Consider the following 15,690-nt stretch of genomic DNA (forward strand, 5'->3'; position numbering starts at 1 on the left):
CTCATTGTCCTTGCCGAGGTGCGAGATACCGCCCGTCGTCGGTTCGACGCTGCCGATCTTCACGACCTGGTCGGCCATCGCGCTCGACGCGGCCGCAAACGCGGCGGCTGCCAGTGCAACGGTGATCAGGGGTTTGCAGCGCATGCCGACAGTGCTTCGTTCCATCTGCCATCTCCGGATTGAATGTCTTTCTATTGACGTCTCGACTGGCCGGCTGCGGGGCCGGGGCGGTCGGACGAGTCTCCATACCCATCATGGGCTTCACTTGCATGGCGCCCGGCCGACAGACCTGCGTTGCCGCTGGACGTCATGCAATCGTATGAATATATATGAAGCCGCTTTTGCGCGCTGCGGCGAATCCCGCAGCGGGCCGGCGCGGCACCGGTCGACGCCCGGCCGTCGAAGGCTCCGGATGCCGGAAATCGTGCACTGCGGCGAGCCGCAGGTTGCGATTCGCTGTCGTCGGCCTTACGGCCGCATCCATTATTCGGCCGGTCGCCGCGACGAAGCCATGGACACTGACGCGCGGTCAATCGGGAACTGTTCGGTCGATTTGTCTGCACAGTTTGGTCACTCGAGAATCGCGTATCCGGTTTCGAGGTCATGCTTCATCAAGCGCGATTGCTGTATATATGCAACTAACGGTCAAGTTCGGTAACGCCACGGGAGTGGGTGCCGATTGCACCGGCTGAACCATTTATCGGGTTCGGCAAGACGGAGGCGTGTTGGGCCGGCCCGCGTGTGCTTTCGGAGCATCGCCATGCAATCCACTGCAAGCTCGACCCTACGACCGTCCGCGCAACGCGACGACGATCACCCCTGCAATCGCCAGCAGGCCGCCGCACGCCGTCGCGATGCCGGGCCGCTCGCCCGTCAGCGCCACCGACAGCAGCGTCGCGACCGCCGGCGTCAGGTAGAGAAAGCTGGCCGCGCGCGCCGCGCCGAAGTAGCCGAGCGCGAAGGTCCAGGTCGCGTACCCGAGCGCGGCGGGAAAGACGCCGAGCACCACGACGGCCAGCGCCGTGTCGCGCGACCCGCCGCCGAGCGACACGAGCGCGCCGGGCAGCCAGGGCGCGAGCAATACCGCGCCGGCCAGCAGCGTGTACGCGGTGCACGGCAGCGCGCCGTACACGGGAATCAGCCGCCGCTGCAACACGAAATAGCTGGCCGAACACAGCGCCGCGCCGAGGATCAGCGTGCTTCCGGAGCCGAGGACGAGGCCGCCGGGCTGCCCTTGCGCGATCACCGCGATGCCGGCCAGGCTGACCAGCGACCCGAGCCAGCCCCAGCGATTGAAGCGCTCGCGCAGAAACACGGCGGCCAGCAACGCGGTGAAGATCGGCAGCGTGTTCACGATGAAACTCGCCGCGCCGGCCGACACGGTCTGTTCGCCGGTATTGAGCAGCGCGTTGTAGAGTGCGATGCCGAGCAGGCCGCACGCGAGAAAGCGCCACGCATCGGCTTTCGTCGGCAGCGGCGGCCGCCGCCATGCGAGCCACGCGATCACGAGCACCGCCGCGGTCGCGAAGCGCGCCGCCGCGAGCTGCAGCGGCGCGAGGCCCTGCAGGCCGATCCGGATGAACGGGAAGGCGGACGCCCACGAGACGATCGTGAACGCCACCGCGGCTGCCGCGACGAGCGGCTGTCGCGCGCCGCGCGACGTCGATGACGAAAGAGTATTCATGCGGCAATGGTGCGGCGTGGCGAGATGCTAAGCTAGCGCACAGATCAACATCCGGATATGAATATGGCTCACAGCTCGGACGCGCGGCGTGCCGACGGTCCGGCGCGGGCGCGGCAGGTCGCCGGCGGGCTGTCGGTCGCCGCGCCGATGCCGGGCCCGCGGCCGCCGCTCGCGAGCCTGGAGACGGTCTGCACGGTAGCGCGCGAGGGTTCGTTTCTCGCGGCCGCCGACGTCTCCGGCGTCACGCACGGCGCGATCAGCCGACGGGTGGCCGCCGTGGAAAACTGGCTCGGGATGGCGCTGTTCGAACGGCATGCGCGCGGCGTGCGCCTGACGCCGGACGGGCAACGCTTCGTTGGCCGGATCGAGCAGGCGTTCGCGATCATCGACGGCGCGGCCGATCAGTGGCGCTCGCCGCGTACGCCGCGGCTGGTGCGGATGAGCGTGGTGCCCGCGTTTGCGCAGCTGTGGCTGCTGGAGCGGCAGCCCGCGCTCGAGAGCGAAGCGCCCGCGTTGCGCATCGAGCTCGGCATCGAGCTCCGCAACGTGGATATCGCCGGTGGCGAAGCCGATCTGTCGATCCGCTACGGGCGCGGCAACTGGCGTCGGCTGGAAACCCGTCCGTTCATGCCGGAACGGCTGTATCCGGTCGCGCATCCGCGGCTCGCCGCGCAACTGGCCAGGATGCGTCGCGCAACGGGCGACGCCGCGCTGCTCGACATGCCGTTGCTGCACGATTCCGACGTGACCGGCTGGCGCACGTGGTTCGACGCGCTCGGCATTCCGTTCAAGCCGCGTGTACAGGATCGCCGGTTCGAGGATTACAACCTCGTGCTGGCGGCGGCCGAAGCGGGGCTGGGCGTGGCGCTTGCGCGCACGCCGCTTGCGGATGCGTATCTGAAGCGCAGCGCACTCGTGCGCGTGAGCCGTCACGAGGTCGATTCACTGCTCAGCTATCACTTCGTGCATGCGAAGGGCGAGAATCGGCCGGAAGTCCTCGCGTTGATGGAGCGGATGGTGAAGGCGCTGGGGTAGCGCATACCCGGCGGTTCGCGCAGGTGACCGCTTGGGCACTAGCACTAGCACGCTCCCGGTTCGTTCGGTCGCGGCCGCCAAATCGTTACAATGCAGCCGCGGAAAACGGCGAGATCGCCGCAGTGAAGCGGAATCAAGCCTTTGCCCGATGGCAGGGCAATCACCAACCATTGCAGTACGGGTTCAAATTTGTACAAAAGGGAACCGATGAATAGACCAGACAAATCGTCGAAGGCGCGTGCGGCGCTGGATCAACTTTTTTCCGGCCTGGCGCCTGCGGACGCGAAGCGCGAATCGCCGCGTCCGGGCAATCCGTTCGCAACGGACGACGAGGTGTCGAGCGCATCCGGCGGTCGCGGCGGGGTGGAAGTCACGTTGTCGACCCGCATCCAGCTGCGCGGTTATCCGAGCGCCGACGCGTTCATGAAACGCATGGCCGAAGCGTGGGGCCTCGAGTGGGGCACGTACGACAGCATTCGTGCAGTGGCGACGCTGCCTGCCGGATGGCGCTCGCGCCGGTTGCCGGAAGTCACGCAGATCGTCGACGAACGCGACGTGCTGCGCGCCGAGAGCAGCCTGCAGGGCGGCGAGATGTCGTATCTGAAGGTGCATCCGCGCTACTACATCGATGCGCGCAAGCGTTTCGGCTGGAGCAAGTCGTCGAAGGCGTCCGACGATCCGGATCTCGACGGTCCCGACTGGAACTGCTTCGTGGTCGATCGGGAAAAGTCCGTCGAAGTGCACGAGCTGACGACGTCGTCGTTGAAGGCCGACATGGACAATGCGCGGGCGACGCTGCTGAAATGGCTCGACGAGCACTATCCGAAACATCGCGACCCGTTTGCATACTGGTCGGACTGCGAAGGGGCGTCGTAAACCGGTTTGCACGGCGGTTCGCTCGATGCATCGACCGGCCCGCCATGAGGGCGATCATTGAAACGAGCGAGTGGGGTCCCGATTCTCTGGGCAGCGTTCGGCGCGGCGGTCGGATCGACCGTCATCGAGCTGCTGCTCTGGGCAATCGCCGGCGATGACGCCGTCCGGAATCTGTTGCGCGACGCGCGCCTCACGGCCGCGATCGTGATGGGGCGAAGCGTGCTCGCTGCGTCCGGCGGCTTCGATCCGCTGGTCATGGGCGTGGCGACGCTCGTCCATGCGGCGCTTTCGCTGGTCTATGCGGCCGTGCTGGCACGGCTGGTCCGCAATCTGTCGCGCGTGGCCGCGCTGTTGGCGGGCGGCGCGTTCGGGCTTCTCCTGTACGGCGTGAACCTGTACGGATTCACGACGATCTTTCCGTGGTTCATCGCGGTGCGCGGCGCGATCACGCTGATCGCGCACCTGGTATTCGGGGTCACGGCGGCGGCTGTCCATGACGTCGCCCGGCGCGCCGCCAGCCGCTGATACCCTGTACGAACGAGCGGCGCGAGCCGATGCGTCTACAGAATCGACGCGAACCGCGGCACGCGAAGCAGGAGGCCGGCAATCAGATAGCACGCGACGCAGGCGATGCTACCGGTCACGGCGAATTTCGGGAACGGGGACGCCGGTACGTTTCGCCACGCGAGGGCGACCGCGACCAGCACGGGCGGATGGATGACGTAGATGGCGTACGCGCGTCGCGACAGCGGCCGCCACGCGCCCGTCAATGTGTCGAAGCGCTGTTGAAAACGATCGACGAGAAACAGGATTGCGCCCCACGCGACCAGCGGCTCCCAGAATGCGTAGATGACGTCCTGCGGACGGCCGTGCCACGCAGGCACGTGCTTCGCGATCAGGTAGGCGACCGGCAGGACGGGCAACGCCATGAGCGCGATGCGTGACCAACGTCGGACCTGCGGTGCCGGCAGATGCTCGATCCAGTGCGCGCGCGCCGTCCGGCAACCCGCTGCGTACAACACGACGTAGCTCGCGAAGTAGCCGAGCTGCAGCCCCCATACGTTGATACCTACCGGCCATCGCGACCGCAATGCCAGTGCCGCGATACCGGTGAGCAGTGCGGCGGCGGCCAGCGTCGTGTCGGAAGGGACGCGCGCGACGCGGTTCGTAACGCGCGCCACGGTGCGCGGGAAGACGATATGCAGCAGCGCCGCCGCCACGCTGAAAATCAGCAATGCCTCGGCGAACCACATCGGTCCGTTTTCGAACGTGCCTTTTTGCCACAGATGTCGCAGCGTATCTGGAAACGGATGACCCGCGCCCGACTGAGCCAGAGCAATCGTCGCGGGGCCGATCAGGAAGCCGTAGATGAGCAACGGCAGGCCAAGCCGGAGAGACCGGTCGGCGAGGAAGCGGACGGCGCCCTTGCGCTCGATGGATGGCGGTGTGTAATAGCCCGCGAGGAAAAAGAGCAGGCCCATGAAGAACGCCTGGTTGATCGCGCAGAAGAGCGTCAACAGCGCGGACGCCACCGACGGGCCTGCGGCCACCTCGTGGTAGTACCACCCGCCGATTGCGCCATACGTGATCGCGCAGTGGTGAAAGACCACCAGCAGCGTCAGGCAGGCCCGCAACGCGTCCAGCCCCGCGTTTCGATGCACGGCAACCGCGTTGTCCTTCCGAGAAGCGAACTCGACCGGAACGTCCTGGGCGCTCATCATCTTGCCTGCGTGGTTGGTCAGTCATGACCCGCTTGGCTACGATCGTCGTCGCGGCGACGTATGCCTATCCGGCGGGTGTGCAAGTCGGCAACATACGCGGTTGTTCTTACAACCATCCAACAAGCCGCTCCACTGCCGGCGCAACAGTCGATCAGTCGCTCAGCCAAGCTTGCCGCGCAGATCGTCGAACGGAATCATCACGTTCGTGCGATACGCGGGTCGCGCCTTCAGGCGTTCGTACCACGCCACGACATGCGGCACGTCGGGCCGCGCGATATCGAGCTCGAAATACCGGTAAAGGTGCGTGCCGGCCGCGATGTCGGCGAGCGTGATCGCGTCGCCCGCGAGAAACGGCTGCCCGGCCAGCACGGTATCGAGCACCCGGAAATACTGCGCGCATTGCGCGATGCTCTGCTCGACGCGCGCGGTGTCGCGCTGCTCGGGCGGCGTGCGGTAGTAGTCGCGGAACACGCCGTTGAGGAATGCCGGCTGCAGCGTGGTTTGCGCCCAGTCCATCCAGCGGTCCGCCCGCGACTGCTCGGCGGGATCGTCGCGCCAGAAGCCGGGGCGTCCGTAACGCGCGGCGAGGTAGCGCAGGATGCTGTGCGATTCCCACACGACGGTACCGTCGTCGTCGATCACCGGGATGCGCCCGTGCGGGTTCATCGCGAGGAATGCGGGTGTATCGAGCACGCCGAACCGGCCGCCGGCCGGCACGTGGCGATGCGCGAGCGCGAGCTCGTCGACGAGCCACATCACTTTCTGGACATTGAATGCGTTGCGTCGTCCCCATACCGTCAGCATGCCGGGCTCCTGTGTCGTGACGAACGTGAAGAGGGACAGTGTAAACGCGGCAGGCGCGCACCGCGGTGCGCGCCTGCCGGCGATCGTCGTGCAGCGTGACGATCAGAACTTGTGGCGGATGCCGACGATCGCGAGTTCCTGCGTATCGGTGCCGGAATTCACGCCGTACGAGCCGACCGACGCGGCCGCTTTCACGGTCGCGCCGCTCGCGTCGAGCGTGTTGCCGCTCGCCTTCTGATAGCCGAACAGCGCATACAGGTCGGTGCGCTTCGACAGCGCGTAATCCGCGCCGAGGTTGACCTGGTTGTAGTGCGCGGAAGCCGGGCCCGTCAGCGACGTGTAGTTGTAGCCGACGCCCGCGCGCAGTGCCGGCGAGAACTGCCAGTTGAAGAATGCCGAGCCGTTGTTGAACTTCGCGTTCTGGCTGAATGCCGACAGCGTGTCCGCGCCGTACTGCGTGTTCGAATACGCGAGGCCGAAGGTGGCCGGTCCGGCCACGTACTGGCCGGCCACGCGCACGATCTGGATCGACTTCGCGCTGGAGAAGCCCTGGTTGATCACGGTGTTGAACAGCGTGTCCGCGCTGCTCGACCACGTGCGCACGCCGTTCGCGACCGTCGTGCCGCCGTTCGCGTAGAAGTAGCCGGCGCCGAGCGACAGCGGGCCGTTCGCATAGCTCGCGCCGAAGCTGTACGTGCGGCCGCTGCCGGTCGCGCCCGCGACGCCGCCGAAGCCGTACAGCGCCTCGAACTGGAAGCCGGAGATCAGCGGGCTCGTGTATTTCACCGAGTTGCTGACGCGCAGGCTGTTGTCGTAGTTGTCGAGATCCCCCGGCGTCGCGAACACGCCGCCGAAGTAGTTGTCCTGCGTGAGGCCCTGCACGAGATCGACGATCGGATCGTACTGGCGGCCGAGCGTCACGGTGCCGTAGGTGCTGCTCCCGAGGCCGACGACGGCCTTGCGGCCGAATTCGCGCCCGCCCTGGCCGAGCGCGCCGGTGCCGATGTTGAAGCCGTTCTCGAGCTGGAACAGCGCGGACAGGCCGCTGCCGAGATCCTCGATGCCGCGCAGCCCCCAGCGGCTGCCCGACAGGTTGCCGCTGCTGAACTTCACGAGGCTCGACGCGTTGCTGCCGTTCGCGTTCTGCGCGTTGTGGACGTATGCGATGCCCGCGTCGGCGATGCCGTACAGCGTGACGCTGCTTTGTGCGTGCGCGCCGGCGGCGACGAGCGCGGCCGGCAGGGCGAGCAGCGCGAATGAACGAATCTGTTTCATCGTTGGATTCCCCCGTTGGTCGATTGGTCTGACGAATCGGTGAACGATACGGACCGCGCATCGTCAAGGGAACCAATAAATTGTCGGATCGTTATGAGGCGGCGCGGCGATGGATGCGCACGCAACGGATCGACACGCGGCGCGCGGACATCCCGTGCATCGCGACAGGGCAGCGCCTACTGCGCCACGCTTTCCGCGTCCGCCGTCTCGCCGAGGAACCCGCCGCTCTGGTGCGCCCACAGCGCCGCGTAAATGCCGCCCGCCTGCAGCAACTGCTGGTGCGTGCCTTCCTCGACGATGCGCCCTTCGTCGAGCACGATCAGCCGGTCCATCGCGGCGATCGTCGACAGCCGGTGCGCGATCGCGATCACCGTCTTGCCGCTCATCAGGGTGTCGAGGCTGCGCTGGATCGCGACCTCGACCTCGGAATCGAGCGCGCTGGTCGCCTCGTCGAGCACGAGGATCGGCGCATCCTTGAGCATCACGCGCGCGATCGCGACGCGCTGCCGCTGGCCGCCCGACAGCTTCACGCCGCGCTCGCCGACTTCGACGTCGTAGCCGCTGCGGCCGTGGCGGTCGCGCAGCCGGCCGATGAACTCGGACGCCTCCGCGCGCACGGCCGCATCCTGCATCTCGCGCTCGGTCGCGTCGGGGCGGCCGTACAGCAGGTTCTCGCGCATCGTCCGGTGCAGCAGCGACGTATCCTGCGTGACCATCCCGATCGCGGCGCGCAGGCTGTCCTGCGTCACGTGCGCGATGTCCTGCCCGTCGATCCGGATCGAGCCGCCGCCGACGTCGTAGAAACGCAGCAGCAGGTTCACGAGCGTCGACTTGCCGGCGCCCGAGCGGCCGATCAGGCCGATTCGCTCGCCCGGGCGGATCGTCAGGTTCAGCCCGTCGAATACCGCGCGATCGTTGTCCTCGTGCGCGAACTGCACGTTGTCGAACACGATTTCGCCGCGCCGCACCGTGAGCGGCTTCGCATCGGGCGCGTCGATCACGCTGCGCACCTTCGTCAGCGTGTTGATGCCGTCCTGGATCGTGCCGACGTTCTCGAACAGCTCGGTCATTTCCCACATGATCCAGTGCGAGTAGCTCGACAAACGCAGCGCCATCGCGATCACGGCCGCAACGACGCCCGCGCTCGCCTCGCCGTGCATCCACAGCACGAGGGCGAGCCCGGCCGAGCCGATCAGCAGCAGCGTCGACAGCAGGTGGTTGACGATCTCGAACGCGCTGACGAGCCGCATCTGCGCGTCGCCGGTCGCCTTGAACGCTTCCATCGCGCGCCGCGCGTGGTCGGCTTCGCGTCGCGTATGCGAGAACAGCTTCACGGTCGTGATGTTCGAATACGCGTCGGTGATGCGGCCCGTCATCAGCGCGCGGGCGTCGGCCTGCCGGCTGCCGACCGCGCCCAGGCGCGGCACGAAATACGCGCATGCCGCGCCGTAGCCGAGCGCCCACAGCGCGAGCGGAATCATCAGCCGCCAGTCGAAGCTGGCGGCGAGCACGAGGATGCCGATCAGGTAGGCGGTGACGCCGATCACGACGTCGACCGACATGAACAGCGCGTCGCGCACCGCGAGCGCGGTCTGCATGATCTTGGTCGTCACGCGGCCCGCGAACTCGTTCGCATAGAACGACAGGCTCTGGTCGAGCATCAGCCGGTGAAACAGCCAGCGCAACCGCATCGGGAAGTTGATCGCGAGCACCTGGTGCTTGACCATCGTGTGCAGTGCGATCAACAGCGCGCTGCCGACGAGGATCGCCGCGAAGCCCGCGAGCGCGCCGAAGTGGCGACCGCCGAATTCGGACGGCGTCGACGACGACAGCCAGTCGACCACGTGCCCCATCATCGCGAACAGCGCGGCTTCGTACGCGGCCAGCGCGGCCGACGTCAGCGCGATCAGCAGGAGCCAGCCGCGCGCGCCTTTCGTGCACGCCCAGACGAACGAGAAGAATCCCTTCGGCGGCGTGACGGGATCTTCGAGCGGGAAAGTCGGCAGGCGCCGTTCAAACCACGAGTACATTGAAACCTCTCCTTGATGCGGTCGCGCGGGCGGGCGCGACCGATATTGCGTGATGCCTGTGACCTGCGCGGCGGCGCGCGGTGCGCGCGCTTACTGCGACCGGATCCACGCCTCGATCGGGCCGAGCGTGTCCGGCGCATAAGCGTGACGCCCGAGCGCCATGTACAGCCACGTCTTCCATTTCGGCCAGTCGGACTCGAGCTGATAGTCGAACCAGCGGCCGCGCAGCAACGCATGCGTCGCGCCCGGCACCACGACGACGTGCCGGGCGGCCCGCTTCCCGAATGCGTGCGCGTAAGCGTTCGCTTCGTCGGCCGCATCGACGTTGCGGTCCAGCGCGCCCCACACGGCCAGCACCGGCCCTTGCATCGTCGCCAGCGCCTGCGATGCGTCTTCCAGGTAGTTCAGCGCGATGAAACCGAAGCGGCGCGGCTCGATGTCCGGGCGCCGGGCCGGATCGGCCGGCACGTCCGCCCGGCCGAAGATTGCGTCGTTGCTGCGTCGCTCGGCGGCCAGTGTCGCATCGATTCGATCCGGCTGCAGGCCGGTTGCCTCGAGTTGCCGGCGCGTCAGGTAGGCGCCTTGGCGCCGCCAGCTGACGGCGCCGCCGACGATCACCGAGAACGCGGGCCGCACCGCATTCGCCACGCGCGGAATCACCCAGCCGCCCTGCGAGAAACCGAGCAGGCCGATCTTGTGCATGGGCCCGGCGGCGGCGCGCACGCGCGCCATCGCGGCGACCGTTTCGTTCGCGCGGTCCTGCATCGATTGCGCGAGCCAGTCGCCGCTGCTGCGGCCGGTGCCCTGCTTGTCCCAAGCGAACACGCCGATGCCGGCGTCGAGCAGGCTGTTGACGAGCGGCAGCATCGCGTCGTCCGAGAAGCGCGTGCGCGGCCCGTCGCCGTGGACGAGCAGCGCGATCGGCGCGTCGGGTGCGTGCGCCGGCAGCGCGAGCGTGCCGACGAGGTCGGCGTCGCCCGCGTGGAACGTCAGTGTCGATACGTTCGCGCCCTTCAGCTCGAAATCGGACAGGCCGCGCAGCGCAAGCGCGCCCGCCGCGACGCAGCCGAACAGGACGAGTGCGATACCGGCGATGACGATGCGTTTCATTGGTCCTCTGATCGTTTGTGTGAGCGGATGCCGCGGGCGACACATGCATGCGCACGCTGCCTTGACGCTCCCGACGTCTCGCGTAGATAATAGATCGACTAATCAGTCTAATAAATATTTGAGCCATCGTCGAGCACGGAGTTCCCGTTGAGAAAGATCGATCCTGAAAGAGTGGAAGCGAAGCGGCGCCAGATCCTCGATGCCGCGATCGACTGTTTTGCGCGCGACGGCTTCCATGCGACGTCCACAGCCTCGATCTGCAAGGCGGCCGGGATGAGCCCGGGCAACCTGTTTCACTATTTCCCGACCAAGGCGGCGATCATCGAGGCGATCGCGCAGGACGACCAGCGCGAGATGGCCGAGCTGTTCGCGAAGCATGCGGACGCCGACGATGCGCTGGCCGCGATCGAGGAGATCGCGCTGACGTTGATGGAACTGTCGAGCGATCCCGTCTATGCGCGCATCTGCGTCGAGACCGCGGCGGAGGCGACGCGCAATCCGGACGTCGCCGCGTTGTTCGCGGCGAACGAGGCGCAGGTGAAAGGGCGGATGGTCGCGCTGATCAAGCGTGGTGTCGCGCAAGGGCGGATCGACGGAAGCCTGAAGCCGGATCTCGTCGCGACCTGGCTGCTCGCGCTGGCGGAAGGGGCGGTCGGGCGCGTCGTGTTCGAGCCGGGGTTCAAGCCGCGCGCGCATCGCGCGATGCTGCGGACGATCATTCAGCGGATGTTGAAGCCGCAGTGACGGAAGGGCGCGGCCCGCGCCCGAGCGCGGCACACCGCCCGCCGGGGCAGTGCCCGGCCGGCAGGCATCGGCACATCTTCCGCCGGGGTTGCAAAAAAGTGCTTGACTATCTATCTATGAGTAGATAAAGTTCGATCCATGGAAACGAAACCGACCGTCCGCGAACAGATTCTCGACCACGCGATCACGTTGATGATGCAGCGCGGTTACAACGGCTTCAGCTATCGAGACCTGTCCGACCTGGTGGGCGTGAAGACGTCGAGCATCCACTACTACTTCCCGTCGAAGGACGATCTCGTGCTGGAAGCGGTGGCGGCGTACAGCGACGAAGTCCTCGCGGCCATGCGGACGATCGATCCGGCGTTGCCGGCCGACGTGAAGCTGAGCCTGTACACGAAGATGTTCGGCCGCACGCTCGGCGACGGCAATCTGATCTGCCTGTGCGGGATGCTCGCGGCCGACATCGAAACGCTGCCGGAGAACGTGCGGCAGGCCGTGCAGGCGTTCTTCACGGCCAACGAGCGCTGGCTCGCGGAATTGCTGAAGCAAGGCGTGAAGGAAGGCACGCTGCAGTTCAGCGGCGAGCCCGAAACCGCGGCGCGCACGTTGTATGCGGCGTTTCAGGGCAGTGTGCTGGCCAGCCGGTTGTTTCACACGCGGGCGCGTCTCGAGGATGTCGAGGCCGTTTGGAAAACGCGGTCCTGACGGACGGCGCAAGGAGTCGGGCGGTTCGCCGCCTTTTATTGGATCTCGTTATCTATCGTGTAGTAGATAGATTATTGGCGCAGGTGGGGTGTCCGCCTGCATTTTTTGGGGATGTTTGTCTATCTATGAGTAGATAAATTGATGCGAGGCCGGCGGAGCAGCCGCCGGCACGCGGTCCCCGGTTCGAAGGCTGTTTCATTCATTTGCTGAAAAAGGAGTCTGTCATGTCGATCGAAAAAGTGCTGTACCGCGCCCATGCAAAAGCCACCGGCGGCCGTGACGGCCGTGCGACGGTGCCCGAAAGCGGCCTGGACCTGAAGCTGACCACGCCGCGCGAACTCGGCGGCGCGGGCGGTGCGGGCGCGAACCCCGAGCAACTGTTCGCCGCCGGCTACAGCGCGTGCTTCATCGGCGCGATGAAGTTCGTCGCGGCGCGCGACAAGATCGCGATCCCCGCGGACGCCGCGATCGAAGGCAGCGTCGGCATCGGCGCGATCCCGAACGGCTTCGGCATCGAAGTCGAACTGAAGATCTCGCTGCCGGGCCTCGATCGCGACATCGCGCAAACGCTGATCGACCGTGCGCACATCGTCTGCCCGTACTCGAATGCGACGCGCGGCAACATCGACGTCACGCTCACGCTCGTCTGATCAATCGCGCTGCAAACCATTCATCGCCATTCAAAGACCTGACCAAGGAGTTGCACCATGAAGATCGTCAAGCCGCTGTTGATCGCTGCCGCCGTGGCAGCCGCACTGTCCACCGCACCTGCCGCGTTCGCCGCGGGCGCTGACACCGTCGGTCCCGATGCGAAGACGAGCGCGTTTCTCGCCGCACTGAACGGCCAGAAGGGCCCGGGCCTCGAAACGCTGAGCCCCGCGAAGGCGCGCCAGGTGCTGGTCGACGCGCAGAACGGCGTGAAGGTCGATCTGTCGGGCATCGACGTGTCGAACCGCACGATCGAGCAGGACGGCCTGTCGGTGCCGGTCACGATCGTGCGTCCGCAAGGCGTGACGGGCGCGCTGCCGGTATTCGTGTTCATTCACGGCGGCGGCTGGGTGCTCGGCGACTTCCCGACGCATGAGCGGCTCGTGCGCGATCTCGTCGTGCAATCGGGCGCCGTCGCGGTGTTCGTGAACTACACGCCGTCGCCGGAAGCGCGTTACCCGGTTGCGATCAACCAGGCGTATGCGGCGACGAAGTGGGTGGCCGCGCACGGCGCGGAGATCGGCGTCGACGGCAGCCGCCTCGCGGTGGTCGGCAACAGCGTCGGCGGCAACATGTCGGCCGTCGTCGCGCTGATGGCGAAGGACAAGGGCGGCCCCGCGATCCGTTTCCAGGGGCTGATGTGGCCGGTCACGGACCACAACTTCAACACGGGTTCGTACAACGCGTATCAGCAAGGTCACTTCCTGACGCGGCCGATGATGAAGTGGTTCTGGGACGCCTATACGAAGAACGAAGCGCAACGCAACGAGATCTACGCGTCGCCGCTGCGCGCGAGCGTCGCGCAGTTGAAGGGGCTGCCGCCCGCGCTGATCCAGGTCGCGCAGTTCGACGTGCTGCGTGACGAAGGCGAGGCGTACGGCCGCAAGCTCGACGCGGCCGGCGTGGACGCGACGACCACGCGCTACGACGGCACGATCCATGATTTCGGCTTGCTGAACGCACTGGCCGACGATGCGCCGACGAAGGCCGCGACGAAGGCGATGGCCAACGAAATCGCGACGCGGCTGAAGTAACGCGATCGGCGGTCGTTCGACCCTGAACGGCAGGGCGGCGGGCACGTGCCCGCCGTTTTTGCGTGAGGGCGTTTGGTTCCGGCCCGGCAGCGGGTCAGGGCGAAACGGTTGAATGGCGATCGCGCCCGCCCGCCGTCATTGTTGGTACGATCGCGCGTATCGTCCACGCCGGCGTCGCACGCCGCCGGCTCATCGGCCGCGCGGCTGCCCGTTCGCGCGGCCACGTTCGGGAGAAGCGGTTCATGTTGCAGGCATTCGCGGTCTTGCTGATCTTCCAGTGTCTCGGGGAAGGCGTGTCCTATCTGTTCGGCTTGCCGGTGCCGGGCCCGGTGATCGGCATGCTGCTGCTGTTCGGCTTCGTGATGCTGCGCCCGCAGGTCGCCGATGCGATCGAGCCGACCGCGCTCGAGCTGCTGCGTCACCTGTCGCTGCTGTTCGTGCCGGCCGGCGTCGGCATCATGGTGTCGGCCGACCGCGTGCGCGGCGACGCGGTCGCGGTCGTCGTCGCGCTGGCCGTCAGCACCACGCTCGCGATCGCGGTGACGGCGCTCGTCACGCGCGCGCTGCTGCGGCGCCAGCGCCGCGCGGGCGGCACCGCGGAGGGCGCGCAATGACGGCGTTCCCGAAGCTCGGCGCGATCTGGGTCTATCTCGCCGCGAGCCCGCTGCTGGGCCTGACCATCACGCTGGTCGCGTATCTGTTCGCGCAGGCCGTCTATGCGCGGGCGCGTTTCAATCCGCTGGCGAATCCGGTGCTGATCGCGGTCGCGGTGATCGTCGTGCTGCTGACGCTCACGCATACGCCGTATCCCACGTATTTCGAAGGCGCGCAGTTCGTCCACTTCCTGCTCGGCCCGGCGACCGTCGCGCTCGCGCTGCCGCTGTACCGCCAGTGGTCGAAGCTGCGGCGCACCGCGTTGCCGCTGCTCGTCGGCCTGCTCGCGGGTTCGCTGACCGCGATCGTGTCGGCGGTCGGTATCGCCGCGCTGTTCGGGGCGTCCCATCAGACAATCGCGTCGCTCGCCCCGAAATCGGCGACGACGCCGATCGCGATGGCCGTCGCCGCGGAGATCGGCGGCATTCCGTCGCTCACGGCCGTGCTCGTGATCTCGACCGGGATTTTCGGCGCGGTGTGCGCGCGCGCGATCCTCAATCTGCTGCGGATCGACGAGCCGGCCGTGCGCGGCTTCGCGCTCGGCGTCGCGTCGCACGGGATCGGCACCGCGCGCGCGTTCCAGGTCAGCGAGGAAGCCGGCGCGTTCGCCGGGCTCGGGATGGGGCTGAACGGCGTGCTGACGGCGTTCGTCGTGCCGATCCTGCTGCCGGTGCTGTCGCGCTGGATCTGAGCGCCGGCCCACGCCGCCCGGGTATCGGTTTCCCTGATGGCGCGGGCGACAGGCCGAAAGGACGGCGCCCCCGGCTCGCATGTATCGGTGACGTTATCAGGACAATTCAGGAACGCACACGGACATTTGCGCGGCGATCGGCTAACGTTGCATCGGTGCCGTTGTCGCAGGCCGTCGCGTGCGCGCCGGTGTCCGACCCACACTCAACAATCGACAAGGAGATCGGTCATGAAGCAGTCTCGCGTGGTTTCGGTGGCAGTAGCAGTAGCGGCGTCGTTCGGTCTATCGTTGACCGCCGCGCCGGCGGCATACGCGCAGGACCCGGCGTCCGCGCCGGCGCAGAAGCAGCTCGACAAGGCGCAGAAGAAGGCGGCGCGCAAGGCGGCCCGCGCACGGCACGCGTCGGACCTGAAGGCGATCGGCACCGGCAGCGGCTACCGGTTGACCGGCGACCAGAGCAACTATCCGCAGAACGCCGTGCAGAAGGCGCCCGCGACGAAGGCGGCGCCGGCCGCGCCGGCGTCGGGCCAGTAACGGTCGACAGCGTTGCACAGCACGAACGGCGCCGGTTGAACCGGCGCCGTTCGTTCATGTACGGAACTGCACAACTGCGGGGCAG

General features: G+C 67.1%; 16 protein-coding genes and 1 pseudogene. 10 read left to right on the forward strand and 7 right to left on the reverse strand.

Annotated features, from left to right (window positions below; genetic code table 11):
* Nucleotides 1-165 (reverse strand): annotated as a pseudogene (locus AP428_RS37005) (branched-chain amino acid ABC transporter substrate-binding protein); the annotation flags it as partial.
* A 619-nt stretch (nt 166-784) separates the two neighbouring features.
* Nucleotides 785-1,684: a DMT family transporter gene (locus AP428_RS30590; protein WP_011549321.1), complete on the reverse strand. Its 900-nt coding sequence runs from the start codon at nt 1,682-1,684 to the stop codon at nt 785-787.
* Nucleotides 1,685-1,741: 57 nt separating this feature from the next.
* Between AP428_RS30590 and AP428_RS30595 the strand changes: the two genes are divergently transcribed.
* The 3 genes from AP428_RS30595 to AP428_RS30605 all read left to right on the forward strand — a co-directional run bounded on the left by AP428_RS30595 (nt 1,742) and on the right by AP428_RS30605 (nt 4,120).
* A complete protein-coding gene (locus AP428_RS30595) occupies nt 1,742-2,719 on the forward strand; it encodes a LysR substrate-binding domain-containing protein (protein WP_011549320.1) in 978 nt (325 codons plus the stop codon).
* Between the two features lie 207 nt (nt 2,720-2,926).
* Nucleotides 2,927-3,595, forward strand: coding sequence for a hypothetical protein (locus AP428_RS30600; RefSeq protein WP_006481034.1), 669 nt, complete (start codon nt 2,927-2,929; stop codon nt 3,593-3,595).
* A gap of 57 nt (nt 3,596-3,652) precedes the next feature.
* Complete coding sequence (locus AP428_RS30605; protein WP_054928541.1) at nt 3,653-4,120, forward strand: hypothetical protein; 468 nt, start codon at nt 3,653-3,655, stop codon at nt 4,118-4,120.
* Nucleotides 4,121-4,155: 35 nt separating this feature from the next.
* Here the strand turns inward: AP428_RS30605 and AP428_RS30610 are convergent, their stop codons facing one another.
* The 5 genes from AP428_RS30610 to AP428_RS30630 all read right to left on the reverse strand — a co-directional run bounded on the left by AP428_RS30610 (nt 4,156) and on the right by AP428_RS30630 (nt 10,535).
* Nucleotides 4,156-5,313: an acyltransferase gene (locus AP428_RS30610; RefSeq protein WP_041489567.1), complete on the reverse strand. Its 1,158-nt coding sequence runs from the start codon at nt 5,311-5,313 to the stop codon at nt 4,156-4,158.
* A 162-nt stretch (nt 5,314-5,475) separates the two neighbouring features.
* On the reverse strand, nt 5,476-6,120 hold the full coding sequence (locus AP428_RS30615; RefSeq protein ID WP_011549317.1) for a glutathione S-transferase family protein: 645 nt from the start codon (nt 6,118-6,120) through the stop codon (nt 5,476-5,478).
* A 102-nt stretch (nt 6,121-6,222) separates the two neighbouring features.
* Nucleotides 6,223-7,395 (reverse strand): porin, encoded by a 1,173-nt coding sequence (locus AP428_RS30620; RefSeq protein ID WP_011549316.1) that lies wholly within the window; start codon nt 7,393-7,395, stop codon nt 6,223-6,225.
* Between the two features lie 176 nt (nt 7,396-7,571).
* Nucleotides 7,572-9,425, reverse strand: coding sequence for an ABC transporter ATP-binding protein (locus AP428_RS30625; RefSeq protein ID WP_011549315.1), 1,854 nt, complete (start codon nt 9,423-9,425; stop codon nt 7,572-7,574).
* 90 nt (nt 9,426-9,515) lie between these two features.
* Nucleotides 9,516-10,535 (reverse strand): S9 family peptidase, encoded by a 1,020-nt coding sequence (locus AP428_RS30630; RefSeq protein ID WP_011549314.1) that lies wholly within the window; start codon nt 10,533-10,535, stop codon nt 9,516-9,518.
* 147 nt (nt 10,536-10,682) lie between these two features.
* On the opposite strand from AP428_RS30630, the gene AP428_RS30635 reads away from it, so the two are divergent.
* The 7 genes from AP428_RS30635 (at nt 10,683) to AP428_RS30665 (ending at nt 15,605) form a co-directional block, all read left to right on the forward strand.
* The gene (locus tag AP428_RS30635) at nt 10,683-11,279 is read left to right on the forward strand and encodes a TetR/AcrR family transcriptional regulator (RefSeq protein WP_006481040.1); all 597 of its coding nucleotides are present in this window, start codon (nt 10,683-10,685) and stop codon (nt 11,277-11,279) included.
* Between the two features lie 138 nt (nt 11,280-11,417).
* Nucleotides 11,418-11,984 carry a TetR/AcrR family transcriptional regulator gene (locus AP428_RS30640; protein WP_006481041.1) on the forward strand — a complete coding sequence of 189 codons (567 nt, stop codon included), beginning with the start codon at nt 11,418-11,420 and terminating at the stop codon, nt 11,982-11,984.
* Between the two features lie 224 nt (nt 11,985-12,208).
* Complete coding sequence (locus AP428_RS30645; RefSeq protein ID WP_011549313.1) at nt 12,209-12,634, forward strand: organic hydroperoxide resistance protein; 426 nt, start codon at nt 12,209-12,211, stop codon at nt 12,632-12,634.
* A gap of 57 nt (nt 12,635-12,691) precedes the next feature.
* On the forward strand, nt 12,692-13,726 hold the full coding sequence (locus AP428_RS30650) for an alpha/beta hydrolase (protein ID WP_054928542.1): 1,035 nt from the start codon (nt 12,692-12,694) through the stop codon (nt 13,724-13,726).
* 242 nt (nt 13,727-13,968) lie between these two features.
* Entirely contained in the window at nt 13,969-14,340 is a 372-nt protein-coding gene (locus AP428_RS30655) for a CidA/LrgA family protein (RefSeq protein WP_011549311.1), read from the forward strand.
* Nucleotides 14,337-15,071, forward strand: a complete 735-nt coding sequence (locus tag AP428_RS30660; protein WP_011694966.1) for an LrgB family protein — start codon at nt 14,337-14,339, stop codon at nt 15,069-15,071. Before AP428_RS30655 ends, AP428_RS30660 begins: the two co-directional genes overlap by 4 nt.
* A 228-nt stretch (nt 15,072-15,299) precedes the next feature.
* Nucleotides 15,300-15,605 (forward strand): hypothetical protein, encoded by a 306-nt coding sequence (locus tag AP428_RS30665; protein WP_011549310.1) that lies wholly within the window; start codon nt 15,300-15,302, stop codon nt 15,603-15,605.
* The last annotated feature ends 85 nt before the right edge of the window (nt 15,606-15,690 follow it).

It is taken from the genome of Burkholderia sp. E168m22 (assembly GCF_001319805.1).
GTDB lineage: Bacteria > Pseudomonadota > Gammaproteobacteria > Burkholderiales > Burkholderiaceae > Burkholderia > Burkholderia orbicola.

Excerpts from the sequence above, each read along its gene's own strand:
- AP428_RS30630 (WP_011549314.1), bottom strand. The coding sequence starts at position 10,535 with ATGAAACGCATCGTCATCGCCGGTATCGCACTCGTCCTGTTCGGCTGC.
- AP428_RS30625 (WP_011549315.1), bottom strand. The coding sequence starts at position 9,425 with ATGTACTCGTGGTTTGAACGGCGCCTGCCGACTTTCCCGCTCGAAGAT.
- AP428_RS30660 (WP_011694966.1), top strand. The coding sequence starts at position 14,337 with ATGACGGCGTTCCCGAAGCTCGGCGCGATCTGGGTCTATCTCGCCGCG.
- AP428_RS30600 (WP_006481034.1), top strand. The coding sequence starts at position 2,927 with ATGAATAGACCAGACAAATCGTCGAAGGCGCGTGCGGCGCTGGATCAA.
- AP428_RS30590 (WP_011549321.1), bottom strand. The coding sequence starts at position 1,684 with ATGAATACTCTTTCGTCATCGACGTCGCGCGGCGCGCGACAGCCGCTC.
- AP428_RS30640 (WP_006481041.1), top strand. The coding sequence starts at position 11,418 with ATGGAAACGAAACCGACCGTCCGCGAACAGATTCTCGACCACGCGATC.
- AP428_RS30610 (WP_041489567.1), bottom strand. The coding sequence starts at position 5,313 with ATGAGCGCCCAGGACGTTCCGGTCGAGTTCGCTTCTCGGAAGGACAAC.
- AP428_RS30665 (WP_011549310.1), top strand. The coding sequence starts at position 15,300 with ATGAAGCAGTCTCGCGTGGTTTCGGTGGCAGTAGCAGTAGCGGCGTCG.
- AP428_RS30655 (WP_011549311.1), top strand. The coding sequence starts at position 13,969 with ATGTTGCAGGCATTCGCGGTCTTGCTGATCTTCCAGTGTCTCGGGGAA.
- AP428_RS30645 (WP_011549313.1), top strand. The coding sequence starts at position 12,209 with ATGTCGATCGAAAAAGTGCTGTACCGCGCCCATGCAAAAGCCACCGGC.
- AP428_RS30650 (WP_054928542.1), top strand. The coding sequence starts at position 12,692 with ATGAAGATCGTCAAGCCGCTGTTGATCGCTGCCGCCGTGGCAGCCGCA.
- AP428_RS30620 (WP_011549316.1), bottom strand. The coding sequence starts at position 7,395 with ATGAAACAGATTCGTTCATTCGCGCTGCTCGCCCTGCCGGCCGCGCTC.
- AP428_RS30615 (WP_011549317.1), bottom strand. The coding sequence starts at position 6,120 with ATGCTGACGGTATGGGGACGACGCAACGCATTCAATGTCCAGAAAGTG.
- AP428_RS30595 (WP_011549320.1), top strand. The coding sequence starts at position 1,742 with ATGAATATGGCTCACAGCTCGGACGCGCGGCGTGCCGACGGTCCGGCG.